21 protein-coding genes are annotated in these 24,931 nt (G+C 46.4%); 6 read left to right on the plus strand and 15 right to left on the minus strand.

Annotation, left to right across the window (positions count from 1 at the left end):
- Positions 1-23: 23 nt before the first annotated feature.
- The 12 genes from R7093_RS20700 to R7093_RS20755 form a co-directional block, all read right to left on the minus strand.
- Positions 24-797 carry a ParA family protein gene (locus R7093_RS20700; RefSeq protein ID WP_005383838.1) on the minus strand — a complete coding sequence of 258 codons (774 nt, stop codon included), beginning with the start codon at positions 795-797 and terminating at the stop codon, positions 24-26.
- Between the two features lie 10 nt (positions 798-807).
- Positions 808-1,443 (minus strand): 16S rRNA (guanine(527)-N(7))-methyltransferase RsmG, encoded by a 636-nt coding sequence (gene rsmG, locus R7093_RS20705; protein WP_318146788.1) that lies wholly within the window; start codon positions 1,441-1,443, stop codon positions 808-810.
- Positions 1,443-3,338, minus strand: coding sequence for a tRNA uridine-5-carboxymethylaminomethyl(34) synthesis enzyme MnmG (mnmG, locus tag R7093_RS20710; RefSeq protein WP_005378901.1), 1,896 nt, complete (start codon positions 3,336-3,338; stop codon positions 1,443-1,445). The genes rsmG and mnmG overlap by 1 nt, the downstream gene beginning before the upstream one ends.
- Positions 3,339-3,815: 477 nt before the next feature.
- Positions 3,816-4,250: an FMN-binding protein MioC gene (mioC, locus tag R7093_RS20715; RefSeq protein ID WP_005378900.1), complete on the minus strand. Its 435-nt coding sequence runs from the start codon at positions 4,248-4,250 to the stop codon at positions 3,816-3,818.
- A 100-nt stretch (positions 4,251-4,350) separates the two neighbouring features.
- A complete protein-coding gene (mnmE, locus tag R7093_RS20720; RefSeq protein ID WP_005383836.1) occupies positions 4,351-5,712 on the minus strand; it encodes a tRNA uridine-5-carboxymethylaminomethyl(34) synthesis GTPase MnmE in 1,362 nt (453 codons plus the stop codon).
- A 130-nt stretch (positions 5,713-5,842) separates the two neighbouring features.
- Positions 5,843-7,465, minus strand: a complete 1,623-nt coding sequence (gene yidC, locus R7093_RS20725; protein ID WP_005383834.1) for a membrane protein insertase YidC — start codon at positions 7,463-7,465, stop codon at positions 5,843-5,845.
- Between the two features lie 2 nt (positions 7,466-7,467).
- Positions 7,468-7,725 carry a membrane protein insertion efficiency factor YidD gene (yidD, locus tag R7093_RS20730; RefSeq protein WP_318146789.1) on the minus strand — a complete coding sequence of 86 codons (258 nt, stop codon included), beginning with the start codon at positions 7,723-7,725 and terminating at the stop codon, positions 7,468-7,470.
- A complete protein-coding gene (gene rnpA, locus R7093_RS20735; protein ID WP_005394102.1) occupies positions 7,692-8,015 on the minus strand; it encodes a ribonuclease P protein component in 324 nt (107 codons plus the stop codon). The genes yidD and rnpA overlap by 34 nt, the downstream gene beginning before the upstream one ends.
- A gap of 46 nt (positions 8,016-8,061) precedes the next feature.
- Complete coding sequence (gene rpmH / locus R7093_RS20740) at positions 8,062-8,196, minus strand: 50S ribosomal protein L34 (protein ID WP_005378825.1); 135 nt, start codon at positions 8,194-8,196, stop codon at positions 8,062-8,064.
- A 242-nt stretch (positions 8,197-8,438) separates the two neighbouring features.
- A complete protein-coding gene (locus tag R7093_RS20745) occupies positions 8,439-9,176 on the minus strand; it encodes an amino acid ABC transporter ATP-binding protein (protein WP_005378827.1) in 738 nt (245 codons plus the stop codon).
- Positions 9,173-9,844 carry an amino acid ABC transporter permease gene (locus tag R7093_RS20750; RefSeq protein ID WP_005378829.1) on the minus strand — a complete coding sequence of 224 codons (672 nt, stop codon included), beginning with the start codon at positions 9,842-9,844 and terminating at the stop codon, positions 9,173-9,175. The genes R7093_RS20745 and R7093_RS20750 overlap by 4 nt, the downstream gene beginning before the upstream one ends.
- A gap of 114 nt (positions 9,845-9,958) precedes the next feature.
- On the minus strand, positions 9,959-10,705 hold the full coding sequence (locus R7093_RS20755) for an amino acid ABC transporter substrate-binding protein (protein ID WP_005378831.1): 747 nt from the start codon (positions 10,703-10,705) through the stop codon (positions 9,959-9,961).
- Between the two features lie 412 nt (positions 10,706-11,117).
- Here R7093_RS20755 and dnaA point away from each other — a divergent pair, with 412 nt between their 5' ends.
- The 6 genes from dnaA (at position 11,118) to R7093_RS20785 (ending at position 18,939) form a co-directional block, all read left to right on the plus strand.
- Positions 11,118-12,524, plus strand: a complete 1,407-nt coding sequence (gene dnaA / locus R7093_RS20760; RefSeq protein WP_005378835.1) for a chromosomal replication initiator protein DnaA — start codon at positions 11,118-11,120, stop codon at positions 12,522-12,524.
- 63 nt (positions 12,525-12,587) lie between these two features.
- Positions 12,588-13,688, plus strand: a complete 1,101-nt coding sequence (gene dnaN, locus R7093_RS20765; protein ID WP_005394106.1) for a DNA polymerase III subunit beta — start codon at positions 12,588-12,590, stop codon at positions 13,686-13,688.
- Between the two features lie 9 nt (positions 13,689-13,697).
- Positions 13,698-14,777: a DNA replication/repair protein RecF gene (gene recF, locus R7093_RS20770; protein WP_005378839.1), complete on the plus strand. Its 1,080-nt coding sequence runs from the start codon at positions 13,698-13,700 to the stop codon at positions 14,775-14,777.
- Between the two features lie 13 nt (positions 14,778-14,790).
- The gene (gyrB, locus tag R7093_RS20775; RefSeq protein ID WP_005378841.1) at positions 14,791-17,208 is read left to right on the plus strand and encodes a DNA topoisomerase (ATP-hydrolyzing) subunit B; all 2,418 of its coding nucleotides are present in this window, start codon (positions 14,791-14,793) and stop codon (positions 17,206-17,208) included.
- Between the two features lie 343 nt (positions 17,209-17,551).
- Positions 17,552-17,968: a GreA/GreB family elongation factor gene (locus tag R7093_RS20780; RefSeq protein WP_047102564.1), complete on the plus strand. Its 417-nt coding sequence runs from the start codon at positions 17,552-17,554 to the stop codon at positions 17,966-17,968.
- Between the two features lie 533 nt (positions 17,969-18,501).
- The gene (locus tag R7093_RS20785; RefSeq protein ID WP_005378857.1) at positions 18,502-18,939 is read left to right on the plus strand and encodes an Hsp20 family protein; all 438 of its coding nucleotides are present in this window, start codon (positions 18,502-18,504) and stop codon (positions 18,937-18,939) included.
- 127 nt (positions 18,940-19,066) lie between these two features.
- Here R7093_RS20785 and R7093_RS20790 read toward each other — a convergent pair whose 3' ends face one another.
- The 3 genes from R7093_RS20790 to glyS all read right to left on the minus strand — a co-directional run bounded on the left by R7093_RS20790 (position 19,067) and on the right by glyS (position 24,918).
- On the minus strand, positions 19,067-20,320 hold the full coding sequence (locus R7093_RS20790) for a valine--pyruvate transaminase (protein ID WP_047102563.1): 1,254 nt from the start codon (positions 20,318-20,320) through the stop codon (positions 19,067-19,069).
- A 229-nt stretch (positions 20,321-20,549) separates the two neighbouring features.
- Positions 20,550-22,634, minus strand: coding sequence for an alpha-amylase (locus R7093_RS20795; RefSeq protein ID WP_047102562.1), 2,085 nt, complete (start codon positions 22,632-22,634; stop codon positions 20,550-20,552).
- Between the two features lie 217 nt (positions 22,635-22,851).
- Complete coding sequence (gene glyS, locus R7093_RS20800; RefSeq protein ID WP_005378875.1) at positions 22,852-24,918, minus strand: glycine--tRNA ligase subunit beta; 2,067 nt, start codon at positions 24,916-24,918, stop codon at positions 22,852-22,854.
- Positions 24,919-24,931: the final 13 nt, after the last annotated feature.

Genomic DNA, 24,931 nt, shown 5'->3' on the forward strand with positions numbered 1-24,931 from the left:
GGATTGAATTCCTTAGGTTAGAGTTAAACTGGGATTTCTTCGCGGCGGAGCATTTCGCCCGCTAGAGCAAGATACGCTTTGGCACCTGCGGAGTACTTATCGTAGTACATTGCAGGCTTACCGTGACTTGGTGCTTCAGCCAAACGAACATTACGCGGAATGACAGTACGGTAAACTTTATTCCCAAAGTGTTTTTTAAGTTGATCGGATACTTCATTCGATAAGCGGTTGCGTGGGTCGTACATGGTACGCAATAAACCTTCGATTTTGAGGTTTTCATTCACAACAGCCGCTAACTTGCTGATTGTATCCATAAGAGCAGTTAAACCTTCTAACGCAAAGTATTCACATTGCATCGGCACCAACACAGAGTCAGCTGCCGCCATCGCATTGATTGTAAGAAGGTTTAGAGAAGGAGGACAATCAATAAAGATGAAATCATAGTTATCGCGAACTGACGACAATGCATTTTTTAGACGCACTTCACGAGCGAAAACTTCCATCAATTTGATTTCTGCCGCGGTTACGTCTCCGTTCGCCGCGATCAAATCATACTTCCCTGTTGTTTGGGTACAAACGACTTGATCGAACGGTGTATCTTCGACCAAAAGATCGTATGCGGTGGCGTCGACCATATACTTATCCACGCCACTGGCCATCGTAGCATTGCCTTGCGGGTCGAGATCGATCACCAAAACCTTGCGCTTTGTTGCCGCCATCGAAGCCGCTAAGTTAATGCACGTTGTTGTTTTGCCGACCCCACCTTTCTGGTTGGCTATTGCTACAATTTTACCCACGATTACCTCGCTAATTTTCCTTGCGCGATAAGATTACTAGATGACGATCACCTTCCAACTCAGGAACAGCCAAAGATATGATCTCTGTCACACTGCACCATTCAGGAAGCTGATCCATTTCATCTTTAGGGTGCTGTCCTTTCAGCGCTAGAAACACCCCGAGCTCTTGTTTCGGCAAATGGTGGCACCATTCCACCATGTCTGTCATTGAAGCAAAAGCTCGACTCAAAACGCCATCAAATTTTTCTTCAGGTTGGAATTCTTCGACGCGACTTTGAATTGGTGTCACGTTTTTCAGCCCTAATGTGTGCACGACTTGCTTGATAAAACGGATGCGTTTGCCAAGACTGTCGAGCAAAAAGAAGGTTTTCTCAGGGTTCATGATTGCCAAAGGGATGCCCGGTAACCCCGGACCAGTACCAACATCAATGAAGCGCTCACCGGACAGGTGTGCGCTTACAACGATACTATCAAGAATATGTTTCACTAACATATCAAGCGGATCACGTACCGATGTTAAATTGTACGCTTTGTTCCATTTGTCGAGCAGTTCGACATAACCAACTAACTGCTCTCGTTGCTGTTCTGACACTTCCAAATCGGTTTTCGCGATCAGTGAATCCAGCTTTGTTCGCAATGCGCTCATTATTCTTCCTCACCTTTCTTCAGCAAACCATGCTTTTTCAAGTGAACAAGTAGAATAGAAATTGCAGCAGGCGTAATACCAGAAATGCGTGATGCAATACCGATGCTCTCTGGTTTGGCCTCGCTCAGTTTAGCAACGACTTCATTTGATAAACCTTTTACATCGCGGTAATCCAAATCAGCAGGTAACTTGGTATTTTCGTGACGCAGTGATTTTTCGATCTCTTCCTGCTGACGCTTGATGTAACCATCGTATTTCACTTGAATTTCAACTTGCTCAGCCGCTTGCTGATCTTCAAGTGCAGGAGCAAACGCTTCAAGTTGCGTCAGTTGCGAATAAGTGATCTCTGGACGACGCAGAAGATCCTCACCACTCGCTTCACGGGCCATTGGGGTTTTCAGCAGCTTGTTCAGCTCATCAACACCCTCTGACTTCGGATTCATCCACGTTGCTTTCAAACGCTGACGCTCCGTTTCCATATTGTTGATTTTCTCGTTAAAGCGAGCCCAACGAACATCATCAATCAAGCCTAGCTCGCGCGCTTTTTCCGTTAAACGCAAATCGGCATTATCTTCACGAAGTAGCAGGCGGTATTCCGCACGAGAAGTGAACATGCGGTACGGCTCTTTGGTACCCATGGTCGATAAGTCATCAATCAACACGCCCATGTAAGCTTGGTCACGACGTGGGCTCCAGCCTTCTTTGTCTTGGCTAAACAAGCTTGCGTTTAGACCGGCCATCAAGCCTTGCGCTGCGGCTTCTTCGTAGCCAGTCGTACCATTAATCTGGCCAGCAAAGAACAAACCATGGATGAACTTCGTCTCGTACGTTTGCTTCAAATCACGTGGATCGAAGAAATCATATTCAATCGCATAACCTGGGCGAACGATGTGTGCATTTTCAAACCCTTTCATTGAGCGCACGATTTGTACTTGCACATCAAATGGCAAGCTGGTCGAGATACCATTAGGGTATAACTCGTGCGTGGTTAGGCCTTCTGGCTCAATGAAGATTTGGTGGCTGTTTTTGTCAGCGAAACGCATCACTTTGTCTTCAATAGACGGACAGTAACGAGGACCAATACCTTCAATCACACCTGCGTACATTGGACTGCGATCCAAGTTACTACGGATCACATCGTGAGTTTGTTCATTGGTGTGGGTAATGAAACATGGAATCTGACGCGGATGCTGTTCACGTTTGCCCATGAACGAGAATACAGGCGTTGGGTTATCACCGTGCTGAGCTTCTAGCACTGAAAAATCAACTGTACGAGCATCAATGCGCGGTGGAGTACCTGTTTTTAAACGATCCACACGGAACGGCAGTTCACGCAGTCGATCCGCTAATGCGATCGATGGTGGATCCCCGGCACGACCACCAGACGAGCTTTCCATACCTATGTGGATCTTACCACCAAGGAAGGTACCCACGGTTAGCACAACGGCTTTCGCATGGAAGCGAAGTCCCATTTGAGTTACCACACCAACTGCGCGATCTTGTTCAACAATCAGATCATCAACTGACTGCTGGAACAACGTTAAGTTAGGCGCATTTTCTAATGCATTACGAACGTACGCTTTGTACAGAGCGCGATCGGCTTGAGCTCGAGTTGCTCGTACTGCAGGACCTTTGGAGGCATTTAGTGTACGAAACTGAATACCTGCATGGTCGATGGCTTCAGCCATCAAACCGCCCATAGCATCTACTTCTTTTACTAAGTGACCTTTACCAATACCACCGATCGCCGGATTACAAGACATCTGGCCTAATGTATCGATGTTATGGGTAAGGAGAAGCGTTTTTTGTCCTGTGCGTGCAGATGCGAGCGCGGCTTCCGTTCCTGCGTGTCCGCCACCGACAACAATGACGTCAAAGTTTTCGTGATAAAGCATGAACTGACCTCAGGTATTCAAAGGGATTTAATGGACAGATAAAGGAGCCGTATTTTACCTGCTTTATGCCAGAGAGAAAAACGTTTTCTCGTTTTATCCGTTTTAAGCTTCAAGATAAATATATATAAGATCTATATATATGATCTTTTATTAGATCTACTATTAGGATCGAGCGTTTCTGTGGATAACCTAAAAATGATCAACAAGATCATGGGTCTTCTTTGGATCATATCTTGTGATCATGATTGGATCAGATCGAGGATTACCTGGGATCAAAAGTGGTGGTTATACACAGGGGGTAAAATTGATCAAAGTTGTTATTGGGATAACTAAAGGAAAATCACTGGATCTTATTGTAGTTATCCACAGTCTGTCTGGTTGGTTTTTGAACGGTTAAACAAAATAATTTGGTGGGAGTTATTCACATGGGAGAAAACAGAGCCGAATTTCGACTCTGTTGAAGGGAAAGTCGTGAGTTTAAAAACGTTCGATATTCTCTTTTAACCACATCTCTGCGGCGTCTTCTGGCACATCATGGCTCAGTACATCGATTTTAAAGCAATCTGCGAGAGGGGTTGCACCAATATCCTCTAATAAATCATAAGCGTGTTGACCAGCGGCACAGAACGTATCGTAGCTAGAGTCACCAATCGCAATCACCGCAAATTTTACATCAGTCATTTTTGGCGGTGTATTTTGTAATGCTGCGATAAAAGGTTGGATATTATCAGGATACTCACCAGCTCCATGTGTAGAGGTGATCACCAACCACGTACCTTGATTTTCGATATCACTGAGGGAAGGCTGGTTGTGGATCGTTGTTTCAAATCCATTCTCGTTGAGTAGATCACTCAGGTGATCCCCTACGTATTCTGCGCCACCTAACGTGCTGCCTGTAATAATGTGGATCATACTTCTTCCTTATTGAATGCGACGGCTAAAGCTCATGGATGGCTTGCCGTACAAAAAGAAACGCGGTGTGAGTTAAGCTCAGCACCGCGCGTTCGATTATTTACTTCCCGATACAGAATGAAGAGAAGATTCGTCCCAGTAAGTCGTCAGAACTGAACTCACCGGTAATCTCATTGAGATGTTGTTGGGTGATGCGTAGCTCTTCAGCCAATATTTCACCTGCCATATAGCCTTCAAGCTGCTCCTGGCCTATTTGAAGGTGCTGTGCGGCACGTTCTAATGCATCGAGATGACGACGACGAGCCATAAACCCACCTTCACTGTTGCCAGAGAAGCCCATACACTCCTTGAGATGATCGCGCAGAGCTTCAACCCCTGCACCAGTCTTCGCTGACAAACGGATAAGGGTAGGGTTATTGACGTGGCAGATCCCCATATCTTCACCCGTTTGATCCGCTTTATTACGGATCACAGTTATACCAATGTTGTCTGGTAGGCGATCCACAAAATCTGGCCAGATATCTTTCGGATCGGTGGCATCGGTTGTCGTGCCATCCACCATGAACAACACGCGGTCTGCTTGGGCTATTTCATCCCACGCGCGTTCGATACCGATTTTCTCTACTTCATCGGAAGCATCACGCAAACCTGCTGTATCAATGATGTGCAGAGGCATGCCATCAATATGGATATGCTCACGCAGTACATCACGCGTGGTTCCTGCGATGTCGGTTACGATTGCAGACTCTTTACCCGATAGTGCGTTCAGTAGGCTTGATTTGCCCGCGTTTGGACGACCCGCAATCACGACTTTCATCCCTTCACGCATAATAGCGCCTTGGTTAGCTTCTTTGCGCACCGCATCTAGGTTGTCGATGATGGCTTGTAGGTCACCAGCCACTTTACCGTCGGCCAAAAAGTCGATCTCTTCTTCAGGGAAGTCGATGGCTGCTTCAACATAGATACGCAAATGAATCAGCGACTCAACTAAGGTATTAATGCGGCCTGAAAATGCGCCCTGTAAGGATTGCAGTGCCGATTTTGCTGCTTCTTCAGAACTGGCATCAATGAGGTCTGCGATCGCCTCGGCTTGAGCGAGGTCGAGTTTATCGTTCAGAAATGCGCGTTCAGAGAACTCACCAGGGCGAGCAGCTCGAATACCATCTATACCTAGAATGCGTTTTATCAGCATATCCATCACGACAGGGCCGCCATGGCCTTGCAGCTCAAGTACGTCTTCACCTGTAAATGAGTGTGGGTTAGGGAAGTACAGTGCGATGCCCTGATCAAGCACAGTGCCATCTTCTGACTTAAACGGCAGGTACTCTGCGTAGCGGGGCTTTAGTGTTTTGCCAGTGACTTCTAACGCCACTTGGTTGGCTTTAGGGCCAGAAACACGAATAATACCGACACCGCCACGACCAGGCGCGGTCGCTTGAGCGACAATCGTATCTGTAGTCATAATTTTGCCTTTTGAGCTGGGCTATAGGGAAGATACCTAGGGAGCCATTACAATTAATTAGCTGAATTGTAATCAGCCAAAAACAAAAAGGCGACCTTTTGGCCGCCTTTCTCAATCATTTCCTAAAAGGTTACTTGCTGTGTAAGCCTTTTTTCTCTAATCCTTTGTAGATCAGAGTTTGCTGGATAAGCGTTACGATGTTTGACACCAACCAGTACAGAACGAGACCTGATGGGAAGAACAAGAAGAAGAAGGTAAACATAACCGGCATAAAGGTCATGATCTTCTGCTGCATTGGATCCGTTACCGTTGTCGGGCTCATCTTCTGGATTAGGAACATTGACGCACCCATCAGTAGAGGCAGGATGTAGTAAGGGTCCTGCGCTGAAAGGTCATGAATCCAACCGAAGAATGGAGAGTGACGTAGCTCAACCGATTCCATTAGTGCCCAGTAAAGCGCGATGAAGATAGGCATCTGTAGGATAAGAGGTAAACAACCACCTAGTGGGTTCACTTTCTCTTTCTTGTACAGTTCCATCATTTCTTGGCTCATGCGCTGACGGTCATCACCGATACGCTCACGCATTGCTTGCAGCTTAGGCTGAAGCATACGCATTTTCGCCATAGACGTGTATTGCGCTTTTGTTAGTGGGTACATTGCACCACGAACGATGAAGGTCAGGCAGATGATTGCCACACCCCAGTTACCAACAAAGCTCTGGATGAATGAAAGCAACATATGAAGAGGCTTCGCAATGAACCATAACCAGCCGTAGTCCACTACTAGGTCTAGGTTAGGTGCCACTTCTGCCATTTCATCTTGCAGTTTTGGACCAACCCAAAGTGTTGCTTCAAACTTAGCCTGATCGCCTGTTGCGATAGTTTTGTTCGGCATACGAACGCCGATGTCGCCTAGGTTGCCAATTACACGAGTGTATAGGTTAGTACCTGGTTCGTTACGTGGGATCCAAGCTGCGGCAAAGTAGTGCTGAATCATTGCTGCCCAACCTTGGCCATCGGCTAGGTTAAGAGACAGGTTGCGATCCTGCATATCATCAAAGCTGTACTTCTTGTAACGCGTATCTTCTGTTGAGTATGCGCCACCACGGTAAGTAGGCATTGTGATGCTACCACCATCGTCCATTAGGTTTTGACGTAGGTGAGCGTACATACCAAATGTTGCGTTGTTGCCTGAGTTGTTCACTACATCGTATTCAACATTAAGCGCGTAGCTGCCGCGTTTAAAGATGTAAGTTTTGGTGTATTCGATACCGTTTGCAGTGAATGTCATCGGAACGCGAAGTTCATCTTGACCGTCAGCCATTGTGAAGCTGTCTGCACTTACGTTGTAGTGAGGGCGATTTGTGCTGCTCAAGTCGATACCTTGAGGACCCACTAGACCGCTTTGAGCGATAAATTGGTGACCTTGAGCGTCTTTAAGCAGAACAAAGGAATCTGATGAATCTAACTCAGCAGAGTATTCGTTAAGGTTGGCATGTACCACATCGCCACCAACGGTGTCGATCGACAGAGTTAAAACATCAGTCGTTACTGTGATAGTTTTTGCAGAAGCTTGCTGTTGACCAGGAACTGGGTCAAGTTCATCAGCAAAAGATGGTGCAGGTAGAGTGCTGCTTGATTGAGCCTGTTCAACTGCTTGAGGTTCTGGATTCTTTGCAACTTGCCATTGTTGAAACAGCAAAAAAGAAACCAGGGCCAAACCGATGAGCAGGATATTACGTTGAGAATCCATCGTTAGTTATCTCTGTCTTGTTTTTGGACTGGTGGAACGGGGTCATACCCCCCTTCATTCAAAGGGTGGCATTTTAATAGACGTTTGCCTGATAACCAACATCCTTTTACAAAACCGTGAGCTCTCAAAGCTTCTAGCGCGTAAGTGGAACAGGTTGGTGTGAGCCGGCAACGAGGACCAATCAAAGGGCTGATAAACCAGCGATACAGATAAACGAGCCCAATGGCTATCCACGTGAAGGGCGAGACAGGCGTTGCCATAGCTTATCAAACAACTTAAAAATTTCCTCATTGCTTAAATCTTGCGCGCTTTTCTTTGCAATCACAACAAAATCTTTGTTTGGAAGCTGATGTTGATTGTTACGAAAGCTTTCACGAGCCAAACGCTTAAATCGGTTACGACCGACAGCCGTTTTGATTTGCTTTTTGGGAACCGCTAAACCTAATCGTGGGTGAGAAAGTTTGTTATTGCGAGCAATGATGGTGAAATGAGGCGAGCCAGCTCGATGAGCTTGCTGGAAGACGTTTTGATAATGCTCGGGAGTTAACAAACGTAACTCCCGATTAAACGCGTACGTGTTCAAAATAAACTAGCGATTATTTTGATAGGCGCGCACGGCCTTTTGCACGACGTGCGTTGATAACTTTACGACCGTTCTTAGTTGCCATGCGAGCACGGAAGCCGTGAGTACGCTTGCGCTTTAGAACTGTAGGTTGAAAAGTGCGTTTCATGATAATTACCTTTACTGATCAGTAGTTTTAGGTTCTTGTTAAACCCGGCGTGGGTATTTGCTTTCTTATATAAAGAAGCTCTTTATATAGAGAAGGACAACCGACGCCTCTCAACAAAGAGGCGGAATTGTAATCACACTCACATAATGTGTCAATGACTCAATGAGTACGAAATTCCGGCCGGGCGATTATACGTAGTGTGAGTAAAATCTCAAGGATCAATCGATCCTGATGCTTGATCGTTACTCTATTCCTACTTGGTTAAGGAATTTTTTCAAACGAGGATCTTGTGGATTATCGAAGATATCCTGTGGAGAACCTTGCTCAACGATATTGCCTTCCGCCATGAAGATCACTCTATCAGCGACTTCTTTCGCGAATTGCATCTCGTGCGTCACCACCAGCATGGTTTGATGCTGATTAGCTAACTTCTTCATTAATGAGAGAACTTCACCGACCCATTCAGGATCCAGCGCAGAAGTTGGTTCGTCAAACAACAGCAGTTCTGGTTGTAGCGCCATCGCTCGGCCGATACCCACACGTTGTTGTTGGCCGCCAGATAATGCCGCTGGATAACTATCGCCTTTATCCCCAAGACCGATGTCATCCAGAATTTGTTGCGCTCGTTTGAGAGCATCGGCTTTTTTCCAACCTCGAACGGTCACTAGACCTTCGGCAATGTTCTGGCGCGCATTCATGTGGGCAAACAGGGCATAGTTTTGGAACACAAAGCCAGTTCGACGACGCAGCGCTAATACTTCGGCTTTAGTGTGTTTTTGAGTATCAACGGAGATGTCATCTATCGTGATACGACCTTCATCTGCTTGTTCTAGAAAGTTCACCGTACGCAGCAAGGTTGATTTACCCGTACCACTTGAGCCGATAATCACGATGATCTCACCTTGCTTAATATCGAGGTCGATGCCTTTCAGCACTTCAGTCTCACCAAAACGTTTGTGAATATTTTCTAACTTAATCATCGTACGTACGCCTTATTCAGTTTTGCTTCTGCCCAGATTTGTACGCGAGTCAGAATTACCACCACGCCCCAGTAAATAAGAGCAACCGCAAGGAAAGCTTCAAAGAAACGGAAACTTGATGAGGCTTCCATCTGTGCTTTCGCCATGATTTCGGCCACACCAAGCGTGAAAGCGAGAGACGTTGACTTGATCATATCGATGAAATAGTTCATCAATGAAGGCAGTGCGACACGCGTTGCTTGAGGTAAAATCACTCGGCGCATTGCTTGGGATGTCGTCATACCGACCGATAAGCTCGCTTCCATTTGGCTGCGATCAATGCCAATAATGGCGGCACGAATACTTTCCGCCATATAAGCGGCAAAGTGCAGCGTTAAACCGATAACCGCTGCTGAAAAGGCGTCGATACCGACCATCAATGGAAAAATTTGCGGTAAGCCGTAATAAAGCAGGAAAAGCTGAACCAACAGTGGGGTGCCACGGAAGAAGCTGATGTACAGTTGGCTTAATTGATCCAGAACTGGCAGTTTAAATACGCGAATATTGGCTAAAATGACGGATAAAATCAGCGAAAACACCAATCCCCATGTCGCCATTTCCATGGTTGTGCCAAGATATTTCAGCAATATCGGCAGCAGTTCCAACATGTAATTAAAGTCAAATCCCATACGGCTTACCTAAAGGCTAGAGAAAAGAAAAGGTGGAAAACAAGTTCCACCTTTACGTAAGTTTATTTTAGTCCGAGAGTGATACCACTTTGCGGCCTAAAGTACAAAGAGTTCTTATTTCGTGATGTCAGCGCCAAACCACTTCACGGAAATTTTCTCTACTGTACCATCTGCGCGCATCTCAGCCAGTGCTTTGTTTACTTCTTCTTGCAGCTTACGACCTTTCTCGTTGTCAACGAAAGGCCATGCGTTTTGAATGGTCTCAAACGGTTCGCCTGCCAATTCCAGAGGAAGGCCAGTTTTCTTAATCAGCTCTAACGCAGAAAGACGATCCATTACAAACGCGTCTGCACGACCGAGCGCCACGTCATGTTCGATACCTGTGTCGTACGTTTTAATGTTGATCTTGCCGTCTTTGTCGTATTGACGCAGCAGTTGCTCAAAGTTAGAGCCTAGGTTCACCGCAACGGTTTTGCCCGCAAGATCGTCAACACCTTTGATGCTGTCGTTGCCTTTACGCACGGTAATTTGTGCGCCATCTACAACGTAAGGGTCAGCAAATAGGTATTTAGCTTTACGCTCATCAGTCATGGTGATTTGGTTGGAGATCGTATCGATACGACCTGTTTCTAAAAGACCAAATAAACCAGAGAAGTTGGCTGTTACGTATTCGATTTTGTAATCGTTACGTTTACCGATTTCATCCCACATGTCGACTTCAAAGCCTTGTAGCTTGTCTTGCTTTACAAAAGTAAACGGGAAGTAGCGACCTGACATACCAACTTTGACTTCAGTAGCGGCTTGTACGGTTGCTGCCGACAGTGCAATGGCTGCAACGGCAACCTTAATCCAGTTTTTCATAATACATCTCCATAATTTTATGGTTGGAAATACTACTGTTAGTTAGCTCAATTAAATAAATAACCAAGAGCAATAACCTAGACCTGTGAGTTATTAGATAATAGAAGAAGAATGTTAAATGTGACGAAAATGCGAACTGAACCTAGCGAAATGATCGACAAAATCAGCATTGGGAATAAAATAATACACAGACTTATCACCAATCGCTCGATCTTGTTAATTTTGCCCAATTGTGGATCGTTGTGTGGGCAAATTTGGGGCAAGGTGTGTTGATCTCATCAAGTTTGCAGAAATAATTGTGAATAACTTGGATCTTATTCACTGGATCGTCGATCAATCGCTGGCGATCTTGGTTATCAACAGGTAAAATTGCCAGTCTTTTCCGATAATTCAATTACTCAGTGGGGGCACCGTGTCATCTTCGCTTTGGCTGCAATGTTTGCAGCAGCTTCAAGAAGAGCTACCAGCTACAGAATTCAGCATGTGGGTTCGTCCGCTACAAGCGGAGCTCAATGACAATACTCTCACTCTATTCGCGCCAAACCGCTTTGTGTTGGACTGGGTGCGTGATAAGTATCTGAACAATATTACTCGCTTACTGCAGGAATACTGCGGTGGCGATATTCCTAACTTACGTTTTGAAGTGGGGAGCCGACCTGTCTCTGCACCAAAACCAGCGCCGACACGTACGCCTGCAGATGTGGCTGCCGAGTCATCTGCACCTGCGCAATTACAGGCGCGTAAGCCAGTACACAAAACCTGGGATGACGACGCTCAAGCGATTGCGGCTATCAATCACCGCTCAAACATGAACCCAAAACACAAGTTCGATAACTTTGTTGAAGGTAAGTCGAACCAACTGGGTTTGGCTGCGGCGCGTCAGGTATCGGATAATCCTGGTGCAGCATACAACCCGCTGTTCCTATACGGCGGCACGGGCTTGGGTAAAACGCACTTGTTGCATGCGGTGGGCAACGCGATTGTGGATAACAACCCGAACGCAAAAGTGGTCTACATGCACTCAGAACGTTTTGTGCAAGACATGGTAAAAGCGCTGCAAAACAATGCGATTGAAGAATTCAAACGCTACTACCGCAGCGTGGATGCGCTCCTTATCGATGACATCCAATTCTTTGCTAATAAAGAACGTTCACAAGAAGAATTCTTCCATACCTTCAACGCACTATTGGAAGGTAATCAGCAGATCATTCTAACGTCTGACCGTTATCCTAAAGAAATTAATGGCGTTGAAGATCGTCTTAAATCTCGCTTTGGTTGGGGTCTTACTGTTGCGATCGAGCCACCTGAGCTTGAAACGCGTGTGGCGATCTTGATGAAAAAAGCTGAAGATCACCAAATCCACCTTGCTGATGAAGTGGCATTCTTCATTGCCAAGCGTCTGCGTTCGAACGTTCGTGAGCTCGAAGGTGCACTGAACCGTGTTATCGCGAACGCGAACTTTACTGGTCGTCCAATTACGATTGATTTTGTTCGTGAAGCGCTGCGCGATCTGCTTGCTCTACAAGAGAAGCTGGTGACGATCGATAACATTCAAAAGACCGTGGCGGAATACTACAAGATTAAAGTAGCGGACTTGCTGTCTAAGCGTCGTTCTCGTTCTGTAGCGCGTCCTCGTCAGCTGGCTATGGCGTTAGCAAAAGAACTAACCAACCATAGCTTGCCTGAAATTGGCGATGCGTTTGGGGGCCGCGATCATACGACCGTACTTCATGCTTGTCGCAAGATTGAGCAGCTGCGTGAAGAGAGCCACGACATTAAAGAAGATTACTCTAACTTGATTCGCACCCTGTCTTCGTAATCGGTTAGAATAACGGTATTCTAAGCAAATCATTTATTGAGCTGACAGCGTAAAGAGCCAAGCATGAAATTTACCATTGAACGTAGTCATTTAATCAAACCGCTACAGCAGGTTTCGGGCGCTTTAGGTGGCCGACCAACTCTGCCAATCCTGGGTAACCTACTTCTTAAAGTAGAAGAGAACGTATTGTCGATGACGGCAACCGATCTTGAAGTAGAGTTAGTAAGCAAAGTGACGCTAGAAGGTGATTTTGAAGCGGGCAGCATTACCGTTCCTTCGCGTAAGTTTCTCGATATCTGCCGTGGTTTACCGGACGATGCGATCATCACATTTGTATTAGAAGGTGATCGCGTACAAGTTCGCTCTGGTCGCAGCCGTTTCTCGTTGGCAACGCTTCCTGCGAACGATTTCCCTAATATTGAAGACTGGCAAAGCGAAGTGGAAGTATCACTGAGCCAAGCTGATTTACGTACGCTGATCGACAAAACTCAGTTCTCGATGGCGAATCAAGACGTTCGTTACTACCTCAACGGCATGTTGTTTGAAATTGACGGCACCACGCTACGCAGCGTGGCGACAGACGGCCACCGTATGGCGGTATCGCAAACTCAGCTAGGTGCGGACTTTGCGCAGAAGCAAATCATCGTGCCACGCAAAGGTGTGCAAGAATTAGTAAAGTTGATGGATGCGCCAGAGCAGCCCGTAGTACTTCAGATCGGTAGCTCCAATGTTCGTGCTGAGGTGAATAACTTTACTTTTACCTCTAAGTTGGTTGATGGTCGTTTCCCTGACTACCGCCGTGTATTGCCTCAGAGCACCAATAAGACACTAATAGCAAGTTGTGACGAGTTGCGCCAAGCCTTCTCTCGTGCTGCGATTCTTTCCAACGAAAAATTCCGTGGCGTGCGAGTGAATCTGGCTGATACTGAAATGCGCATAACCGCGAATAACCCAGAACAAGAAGAAGCGGAAGAGATGCTTGATGTAACCTTTGAAGGTGACGCCATCGAAATCGGCTTTAACGTAAGCTATGTGCTTGATGTTCTGAACACGTTGCGTTGTGAAAATGTACGTGTGTCGATGTCGGATGCTAACGCTAGCGCGTTGATTGAAAATGCCGACGATGACAGTGCCATGTACGTGGTGATGCCAATTCGTCTATAAGCCAACTGAATGCCTCTTTCTCGTCTCATCATTCAGCAGTTTCGAAACATTAAAGCCTGTGATATTGAGTTATCAGCAGGCTTTAACTTTCTTATCGGGCCGAACGGCAGCGGTAAAACCAGTGTCTTAGAAGCGGTTTATCTGCTCGGGCATGGCCGCTCATTCAAGAGCTCTCTCACCGGACGAGTGATACAAAATGAGTGTGACGAACTGTTTGTTCATGGTCGTTTTTTGAACTCGGATCAATTTGAGCTACCTATCGGCATTAATAAGCAGCGTGATGGCTCAACAGAGGTTAAAATAGGCGGTCAATCTGGACAAAAATTAGCGCAGTTGGCACAAGTTCTGCCTCTGCAGTTGATACACCCAGAAGGGTTTGATTTACTGACAGATGGCCCTAAACATCGTCGTGCGTTTATTGATTGGGGCGTGTTTCATACCGAGCCCGCTTTTTATCAAGCATGGGGAAGGTTCAAGCGCCTGAACAAGCAGCGCAACGCGTTGTTGAAAACCGCCAATAGTTATCGTGAGCTCAGTTATTGGGATCAGGAAATGGCAGGATTGGCTGAAAACATCAGCCAATGGCGAGCAAGTTACATCGAGCAGATGAAAACTGTCGCAGAAACTATCTGTCAGACATTTTTGCCAGAATTTGAGATCCAATTGAAGTATTATCGTGGCTGGGATAAAGACACTCCATACCACGAGATACTAGAAAAGAATTTTGAGCGTGATCAGGCATTGGGATACACCTTTAGTGGCCCAAACAAAGCTGATTTGCGCATTAAAGTGAACGGAACGCCCGTTGAAGATGTTCTGTCACGCGGTCAATTAAAACTCATGGTGTGTGCATTGCGTGTAGCGCAAGGGCAACACCTGACAGAGATGGCCGGTAAACAATGCATTTACCTAATTGATGACTTCGCGTCGGAATTAGATAGCCAACGTCGCAAGCGTCTTGCTGACTGCTTAAAAGAGACGGGCGCACAAGTATTTGTAAGCTCTATCACTGAAAGCCAAATCGCCGATATGTTGGACGATAACGGTAAATTGTTTCATGTGGAACATGGCAGGATAGAGTCAAACTAGAAGAGAGAAACTCATGTCTGAAAATTACGATTCATCGAGTATTAAGGTACTGAAGGGTCTGGATGCGGTACGTAAGCGTCCAGGAATGTACATCGGCGATACGGACGACGGCACCGGCCTTCACCACATGGTTTTCGAGGTGGTGGATAACTCAATTGATGAAGCGTTGGCAGGTCACTGTAAAGACATCGTTGTGACAATTCATGAGGATAACTCGGTTTCCGTTAGCGATGATGGTCGTGGCATTCCAACAGAAATCCACTCAGAGGAAAATGTCTCTGCAGCAGAAGTAATTATGACGGTTCTTCACGCGGGTGGTAAGTTCGACGATAACTCATACAAAGTATCGGGTGGTCTTCACGGGGTAGGTGTTTCAGTAGTAAACGCACTATCAGAGAAAGTTGAGCTAACGATTCATCGTGGTGGCCATATCCATACGCAAACCTACCGCCATGGTGAGCCTCAAGCGCCACTAGCCGTTGTGGGTGATACGGATAAAACCGGTACACAAATTCGTTTCTGGCCAAGTGCCGAGACGTTCTCTAACACTGAGTTCCACTATGACATTCTGGCGAAACGCCTGCGTGAACTGTCATTCCTGAACTCTGGTGTGTCGATCAAATTGGTTGATGAACGTGAAGCGGACAAACATGATCACTTCATGTATGAAGGTGGTATTCAAGCGTTCGTTGATCACCTAAACACCAACAAAACGCCAATCATCGAAAAAATCTTCCACTTTAACTCTGAGCGTGAAGACGGCATTTCAGTTGAAGTGGCGATGCAATGGAACGATGGTTTCCAAGAGAACATCTTCTGCTTTACCAACAATATCCCACAGCGTGATGGTGGTACTCACCTTGCTGGTTTCCGTGCTGCGCTAACACGTACATTGAACAGCTTTATGGATAAAGAAGGTTTCTCGAAAAAAGCGAAAACAGCGACTTCAGGCGACGATGCGCGTGAAGGTCTAACTGCGGTTGTTTCGGTGAAAGTGCCTGATCCTAAGTTCTCAAGCCAAACAAAAGACAAACTGGTTTCTTCTGAAGTGAAATCAGCTGTTGAGTCTGCAATGGGTGAAAAACTGTCTGAGTTCTTGATTGAGAACCCGACAGAAGCGAAGATGGTTTGTTCGAAAATCATCGATGCAGCACGTGCTCGTGAAGCAGCGCGTAAAGCTCGTGAAATGACGCGCCGTAAAGGTGCACTAGACCTAGCTGGCCTTCCAGGTAAACTTGCAGACTGTCAGGAAAAAGATCCGGCACTCTCTGAACTATACATAGTGGAGGGTGATTCGGCAGGCGGCTCCGCAAAACAAGGCCGTAACCGTAAGAACCAAGCAATCCTACCGCTAAAAGGTAAGATTCTTAACGTAGAAAAAGCACGTTTCGACAAGATGCTATCTTCTCAAGAAGTAGCAACACTGATCACCGCACTAGGTTGTGGTATCGGTCGTGACGAGTACAACCCGGACAAGCTTCGTTACCACAACATCATCATCATGACCGATGCCGATGTCGATGGTTCGCACATCCGTACGCTACTGTTGACCTTCTTCTACCGTCAAATGCCAGAGCTTATTGAGCGTGGCTATGTGTACATCGCTCAGCCACCACTATACAAAGTGAAAAAAGGCAAACAAGAGCAGTACATCAAAGATGAAGAAGCGATGAACCAATACCAAGTATCATTGGCTCTGGACAATGCATCGCTACACGTAAACGCAGAAGCACCAGCATTGGCTGGTGAAGCACTAGAGAAGCTTGTTCAACAGTACAATGCGGGTATTAAACTGGCGGAACGTATGAGCCGTCGTTACCCAAGTGCTTTGGTAAACGAGTTGATTTACACTCCTCGCCTAACGCCAGAGCAATGCCATGACGCATCAGTTGTGGAAGCGTGGACGAAGCAGCTTATTGAACAGCTGAATGCGAAAGAAGTGGGTGCAAGCCAGTACAGCTACGAAGTTGAGCAGCACGAAGAGCTAGGCTTAAACTTGCCTAAGATTGTGGTTCGTACTCACGGCGTGACGCACGAACATGCAATTAGCATCGACTTCCTAAACTCGAAAGAGTACGGCAAGTTGGCTGATCTATCAGAAGCACTTGATGGACTTCTGGAAGAAGGCGCGTACATCAAACGTGGTGAGCGTACTATGCCAGTGGCAAACTTTGCAGAAGCGCTTGACTGGTTAGTGAAAGAGTCAATGCGTGGCTTAAGCCGTCAGCGCTACAAAGGTCTAGGTGAGATGAACCCAGACCAACTTTGGGAAACCACCATGGACCCAGAAACTCGTCGTATGATGCAGGTAACGATTGAAGATGCGGTAGGCGCAGATCAACTGTTCACTACGCTAATGGGTGACCAAGTAGAACCTCGTCGTAACTTCATCGAAGAGAACGCACTGAAAGTAGCGAACCTAGACGTATAACGACACTGTTCGTGATAGTAAAAAGCAGCGAGAAATCGCTGCTTTTTTTGTTTTACCACCAGCTAAAATCGCCACTTTCTGCTAAAGCGGATGTTTTTCTGGTACTAACTGCCAACAACCCGATCAAGCCTGCCATTTTATTTCTGTTTTCTTTTTTTCTCGCCATTTTGTTCGCTTGAGCGTTTTTGCTTTCTTTTTTCTGCTCGCTATAGTGCTGAAGAGCTGATGAATAAGGAGACTAAGAAAATGGTGATGACTTTCCTGAACTAAGCCGGAAGTGATGCACTTCCGGTTCAATGCACTGAATTTATTTGTAAGACAAGGCATTAAGAAGGAAATAATCATGTTTGAACGCTGGTTCTCAGCGTACTGCTTGGCGCTGCGAACTTGGTGGTTAACCAGTCGCTTTTTAACCTATCAATCACCACTAAGGTTGTTATCGTTATTTGAAACCTGCGAGCAACAAGCCCATTGCCGTAACCGAACTCGTATTGCGGTTGGGGACACGGTTCGCTTAGTGGATGTTGAACGCGCCTATCAATATCGCATGACATTGGTCAGCTCGCGCAAGGGGCAACCCATGACAGGTATGCTCGCGGTCGATTCTTATTTGGGGGCTCGACTATTAGGTCGAGCTAAAAATGATGCGCTCGAAGTGGAAATTTTTAATCAGCGACGCTGCTTTGTGATTACTGAAATTGTTCATCAATCGCAACCACCAGCTCAGAAAATGCTGTGTGGTTGTCTGTTGTGCCAATAAATAGAGGTGAAGTCATGAGTAAGAAAGAAAAGAAACAACCGCAGTTGAGTCTAAAAGAAAAGCGCAAACTAAAGCAGGAAAAGGCGGCAGAAAAGGGCGTTGTAAAAGCGCGTAAATCCTCCCGCAAGTAAAGTGTAGATTGAGCCCTCCAGAACGGCGGGCTTTTTATCACTGATCGCGAAGTGATGAGGAACTAAGCTGTTCAAGGGGATAGTGGATGCTTTAAAAATTTTTTGTTTTTTCCCTTGAAAGTCATTTTTGACGACCTTATATCTAGTTATGAAGAGGGTGACTGGCTTGCTAGAGACTAGAAGACCAGCCCTCTGAAATCGCTAAAACGAGATCGCTCAGAAGAGGATATGGCGTTTTAGCACACAACTTAAACCTTTAGATTCAATATCATGTCTCCGAGCCAAACCAAGGCCAGTGGAATGATAAGAATCTCTTAGTTCGGCGTTGGTTTTTGCATAAACACGCCAGTAGGATTGAACTCATCTGAACTAAGACTATTGCTTAATTAAGAGGATAGATTTATGCGTAATGTAGATTTCTCACCACTATACCGTAATGCAATTGGCTTTGATCGTCTGCTAAACCTGATGGAAGCGAATACAGCGAAAAATACTTCTGGCGGTTACCCTCCATACAACATTGAGCAAAAAGACGAGCACAACTACCGTATTACTATGGCCGTTGCTGGCTTTGCTGAAGAACAGCTCGATCTGACTCAAAACGAAAACATGTTGATTGTGAAGGGCGAACGTAAAGCAGAAGAAGGCAAAAACTACGTTTACCAAGGTATTGCAGAACGTGATTTTGAACGTAAATTCCAGCTAGCGGATTACGTAAAAGTCGTGGGTGCATCAATGGAAAACGGTCTGCTTCATATCGATTTAGTTCGTGAAATCCCTGAAGCCATGCAACCACGTAAGATTGCTATCGGTGGCAACAACCTGATTGAGAACAACTAATCAGTTAACCACCCGGTTATAGAATGAGAAAGAGCGCCATATGGGCGCTCTTTTTAGTTTGGGGGTTTTCAAATCCGCTATTTCAAAGCCGTAATTTCAAAGAGAAGAACGGCTGAGTTCAATCCGTCTATTTACCTTCGCGGTAAGCCTTTTCCACTTCTTCAGCGATAATCGCAATGCCTTTTTGCATCATCTCATCATCTTGAACGTAGTTCATACGCAGGCATTGGTGCGCGTGATCCCACTCGTCTTGCTGACCAATAAAGAAATATTCACCAGGGACAATCAATACGCCACGCGCTTTCAAGCGTTGGTACAGTTCCATTGTTGTGATTGGCAGTTCATCAAACCATAACCACAAGAAGATAGCGCCTTCCGGCTTGTGGATGCGGAATCGCTCATCGGTAATTGCTTGTTGGAGCAGTTCAACCGCACGTTGCGACTTCTGCTTGTAGAACGGCTTAATCACCTCTGAACTCAGTTTAAGCAGATCGCCTTTACCAATGATGTGGTTTGCCAACGCAGGCCCAACACTGCCTGGAGCTAGGCTGATGATGCCGTTCATATTGGTTAATGCTTGAGTGATTTCTTCACTCGCAATCACAATCCCACAACGCACACCTGGCAAGCCAAGTTTAGATAGGCTCATGCATAGGATGGTGTTTTCATTCCAGAACGGTTCGACATCTTCAAAGATGATGTTCGGGAAAGGTAGACCGTAGGCGTTATCGATGATCAGCGGGATGTTGTTCTCACGTGCTAGCTTGTCCAGCTTACGTACTTCTTCGTCTGTCAGTACATTACCCGTTGGGTTGGTTGGACGAGATGCACAGATTGCCGCAACAGAGTCGTCGACGGTTAGCTGCTCAAAATCGACGTGGTATTTAAACAGACCGTTATCTAACAGCTCGATTTCTGGGTGGTAAGAGATAAAGATATCTTCATCAATGCCTGCATCACCATAACCGATGTACTCAGGTGCGATAGGCAGTAGCACTTTCTTATGCGAACCATCTGGCTGTTTACCTGCCAACAAGTTGAACAAGTAGAAGAAGCCACTTTGGCTGCCGTTAGTTAGGCTGATGTTTTTTTCTGAAATATCCCAGCCGTAAGTTTCACGGAATAACTGAGCTAGCGCTTTGACGAACGCGTCTTTACCCTGCGGGCCATCGTAGTTGGCGAGGGCGGCGACGAGCTCCCCACTGGCGAGCATTTCCTCACTGGCTTGGTGAAAGTAATCGAGCATGGCAGGAATGGCGGCAGGATTACCTCCACCGAGCATGATGGCACCTGGTGTGCGCAGACCATCATTCAAATCGTCCATTAACAGCGTAATACCTGAATACTGATTAAATTTTTCACCAAACTTTGAGAACTGCATGCTGACTTATACCTAATTCATTGTGATTGCTTTGTGTATGTTTATGCCGATGTTTTATCGGCTTATCGAGTAATCCTTGACCTTACCTCAATGTGTAATTAACGCAAAGTGTGAATTAAGCCGAAAAAGAAAAAAGTGTGTCATCAGACCAGAGGGACGAGACTAAATGGCAAAAAGAACAATAAAAAAGGGAAGCTTATGCTTCCCTTGCTGGTGGAGAGAGTGTGATTTACTCACCGGTGTAAACAATCAACACCTTGTCGTCTTGGTATTGGCGTTCAAACGCGTAGTAACCTTCTTGGTTGCGAGTGATGTGCTTACCTTGAGCAACTGCTGGGTGGCGTTTACGGAATTCACCCAACTTTTGCCAATGTTTCAGTAGATCTTCTCGCTCGCCATGAATCTTATCCCATGGCATATCTGAGCGTGTGCCTTGGTGGGCGTCTGAACCAGTAATGCCAAAATCACGAGCTATCTCATCACCGTAATAGATTTGTACTGCACCGGGAGCCAGCATCAGTGCATTTGCTGCACGTGCTTGGTCATCAAAGCTGCGGCTGCGCGCTGACCAAAACAGTTGTGTATCGTGTGAAGACAGGTAGCTCAACACGTTGAACTCAGGATCGGTATTGATGCGTTCTGCATAACGGCGGTAATCATTATCAAGTTGAGCGAAACACTTCAGCGCTTTTGGTGCTACATCAGATTGGAACTCGAAGTTGATGATGGAGTCGAAGCCGTTGTCGAAATACGGGCTCTTCACCACGCTGTGTGCCCATACTTCACCTGTCATCCAAAATGGCAGGTCATCTAGTGCTTTGTCTGGATTGTTTTGCTTCCACTGGGCAAGGGCTTGAGTGGTGCTGGCTTTCAACTCTGCCCACGCTTCCATTTCAACGTGTTTAGCGGTGTCGACGCGGAAGCCATCAATGCCATAGTCACGTACCCAGTCGGATAACCACGTAATCAGATGCTCACGCGGGGTTTGCAGTTCATCTTGCGCATTGGTGTCTTTATTGCGGAAGAAGTTTGGTAGTCCGGTTTTCTGAGTTGATTCGGTTTTGAGATCCGGTAAGTAGTTCAAAGACATGGTGATGTCGTTGTATCCCGGCGCATCGTAATCGCCAATGTCGGTGCGGATCCAACCTTTGCCCCACCATTTATCCCACGCTTCGCTATCCCCGTATTTGATGTAATCGTTGAAGCTATGCCAGCTTTGTCCTGATTTTGGCTGCCAGTCGGTCCATTTTTCACCGAGGACTTCTTTGGCTTCTTGGTCATCAAGGTAAAGCTGACCAAAGCCGAATTCCTGCATGTCTGCTAATGTTGCGTAGCCAGTGTGGTTCATGACCACATCCCAAATCACGCGGATACCTTTTTTATGGGCAGTATCGACGAAGGTTCTGAGTTCATTTTCGGTACCCATGTTAGCATCAAGCTTGGTCCAATCTTGGTGATAGTAGCCGTGGTAACCATAGTGCTTAAAGTCGCCTTTATCGCCGCCGCCAACCCAACCGTGGATTTGTTCCAGTGGCGAGGTTATCCAGATAGCATTCACACCAAGTGATTCGATGTAATCGAGTTTTTTCGTCAGACCCGCCAAGTCACCACCGTGGAAGGTGCCAATCTCGTATTTTCCGTCTTTACTGCGACCGTAGCTGTTGTCGTTGTCAGGGTTGCCATTGTAGAAGCGGTCAGTCATGACGAAGTACACTGTTGCGTTATCCCAGCTGAACGGTTTGTCGGCTTGCTGTTCAACTTCTTCTAGCAGCAATAGACCTTGGCTCATAGGACCCGGCTGCATGGTGACGCTGCCATTGGCGACTGTGGCTTCTTGTCCGGTTAAGGCATCACGAACGACAGTGCCATCATTAAAGGTTTGAGCAACGTTGATGGTTTTTGGCGCGTCAGTTGCGACAGGGCAAGAGTAGGTGATGTCCTGACTTTGTTTTGGTTTAATTTTTACCGTCAGTTCGTTGGTGGTTGGATTGAGCGTAAATTGATAGGTATTGGCTTTGAAGATGCGCAGCGGCATTTGTGCATCAGTGGCGCAATTATCCATTTTTAATGGACGATTGAATTTGATGCGATCTTCTTCTGCTAGGGCAAAGCTACTGCCACAGCTTTGCTTGCTGTCAGCAATGGTAAAGGTATAACTGCCTTTTTCGAGTTTTTGCTCAGCGACAAGTAAGCCTTGTGAGTTTTCCTCAAAAACAGCAGTGTCATCACCAACGTTTAATACGATGGCATTTTCTGGTATCTGGCTGCAGGCGCTCAGTAGACCGATAGAGAGTGCGAGAATTGTTTTTTTCATTGTGTCCTTCCCCCGAATAAACAGTCCAGTTATAGCAAAACTGTGCCTCTACAATCCGAGCTCTACACCAACAAGTTAAACGCGTCTCACCCTACAAATTTTAGTCTTGTTCACAAAATGAATAATAAGCGTCACCTTCATCGGTTTGAAGGCAACAAAAAAGGGAAGCATCTGCTTCCCTTTTACTTATTTCTTAATCACTTCGAAGAGTAATGAATTACTTTTGAAGCAAAGAAATGTCTGCGATCTGTAGGAACAGGTTACGCAGGTTGTTCAGTAGTGTCAGACGGTTCTTCTTAAGTGCTTCGTCGTCTGCCATTACCATTACGTTATCAAAGAATGCATCAACTGGTTCACGTAGGTCAGCTAGCTTGCTTAGGGCTTCTTGGTAGTTACCTGTAGCAAATGCTGGCTCTAGCGCTTCCGTCATTACTTCAACGCTTTCTGCTAGTGCTTTCTCTGCGTCTTCTTGTAGAAGTGCTAGGTCGATGTCTGCTGCTAGTTCGCCGTCGAATTTCGCTAGGATATTACCTACACGTTTGTTCGCTGCTGCTAGAGACTCTGCTGCTTCTAGTTCACGGAAGTGAGAAACCGCTTTAACTCGTTGGTCGAAGTCTGCTGGTTTCGTCGGACGACGAGCTAGAACTGCTTGAATGATGTCTACACTGAAGCCTTCGTCTTGGTACCAAGCACGGAAACGACCAAGCATAAACTCGATAACGTCTTGTTCAACGTTGTCGTTGGTTAGGCGGTCGCCGAACAGTGACTTCGCTTTCGCTACTAGGTCAACAAGATCTAGGTTGTAGCCGTATTCAACGATGATACGTAGTACACCTAGAGATGCGCGGCGTAGTGCGAATGGATCGCTGCCTTTAGGCGCTTGACCAATACCGAAGATACCTACGATAGTGTCTAGCTTGTCTGCCATTGCAACTGCAGTTGAAACACCGTTTGATGGCAGTTCATCACCTGCGAAACGAGGCATGTATTGCTCGTTCAGTGCTACTGCAACTTCTTCTGCTTCACCGTCGTGGCGAGCATAGTGCATACCCATAACACCTTGAGTATCCGTGAATTCGAATACCATTGAGGTCATTAGGTCACATTTTGCTAGTAGACCAGCACGCTTTGATTTCTCAACGTCAGCACCGATTTGCTCAGCAATGTAGCCAGCAAGCTCTGTGATGCGGTCTGTTTTGTCTTTGATCGTACCCAGTTGCTTTTGGAAGATCGCTTGCTCTAGTTCAGGCAGACGGTCGATAAGCGGACGCTTACGGTCTGTGTTGAAGAAGAACTCTGCGTCAGCAAGACGAGGGCGAACTACTTTCTCGTTACCTTCGATTACGTAACGAGGCTCTTTTGATTCGATGTTCGATACGAAGATGAAGTTAGGTAGTAGCTTCTTGTTTTCGTCATAAACAGGGAAGTACTTCTGGTCACCTTTCATGGTGTAAACCAACGCTTCAGAAGGCACTTTTAGGAACTCTTCTTCGAACTTCGCTGTTAGTACTACTGGCCATTCAACCAGAGACGTTACTTCTTCTACTAGGTCATCTTCTAGGTCAGCGATACCGCCAACCGCTGCTGCTGCTTTTTGTGCGTCAGCTAGGATGATTGCTTTACGCGCTTCGTAATCTGCCATTACTTTACCGCGCTCTTCTAGGATCGCAGGGTATTGTTCAGCAGAATCGATAGTGAACTCTTGCTCACCCATGAAGCGGTGACCACGGATAGTACGGTCTGAAGCGACACCAAGGATCTCACCTTCGATTAGATCGCTGCCCATTAGCATGGTTAGCGTCTTAACTGGACGGATAAATTGAGTCGTTTTGTTGCCCCAGCGCATTGGTTTTGCGATAGGTAGGTTTGCTAGTGCTTTCGCTGCAAGTTCAACGACGATCTCAGACGTTGGCTGACCTTTCACTTCTTGTTTGAACAGTAGCCATTCGCCTTTGTCTGTAACCATGCGCTCTGCTTGGTCAACCGTGATGCCACAACCGCGCGCCCAGCCTTGAGCCGCTTTTGTTGGGTTGCCTTCCGCGTCAAACGCTGCAGAAACCGCAGGACCACGTTTTTCAACAACTTTGTCAGACTGGCTGTCTGCTAGTGCTGCGACTTTAAGTGCAAGACGACGAGGTGCCGCGAACCATTTCACGCCTTCGTGAGCAAGCTCAGCGCCTTTTAGTTCTGCTTCGAAGTTTGCTGCGAATGCTTCAGCTAGTGTGCGAAGTTGCGTTGGTGGTAGCTCTTCTGTACCTAGCTCGATTAGAAATTCTTTTGCCATGTTACTCTACCCC

It is taken from the genome of Vibrio sp. 1580, from assembly GCF_033340055.1.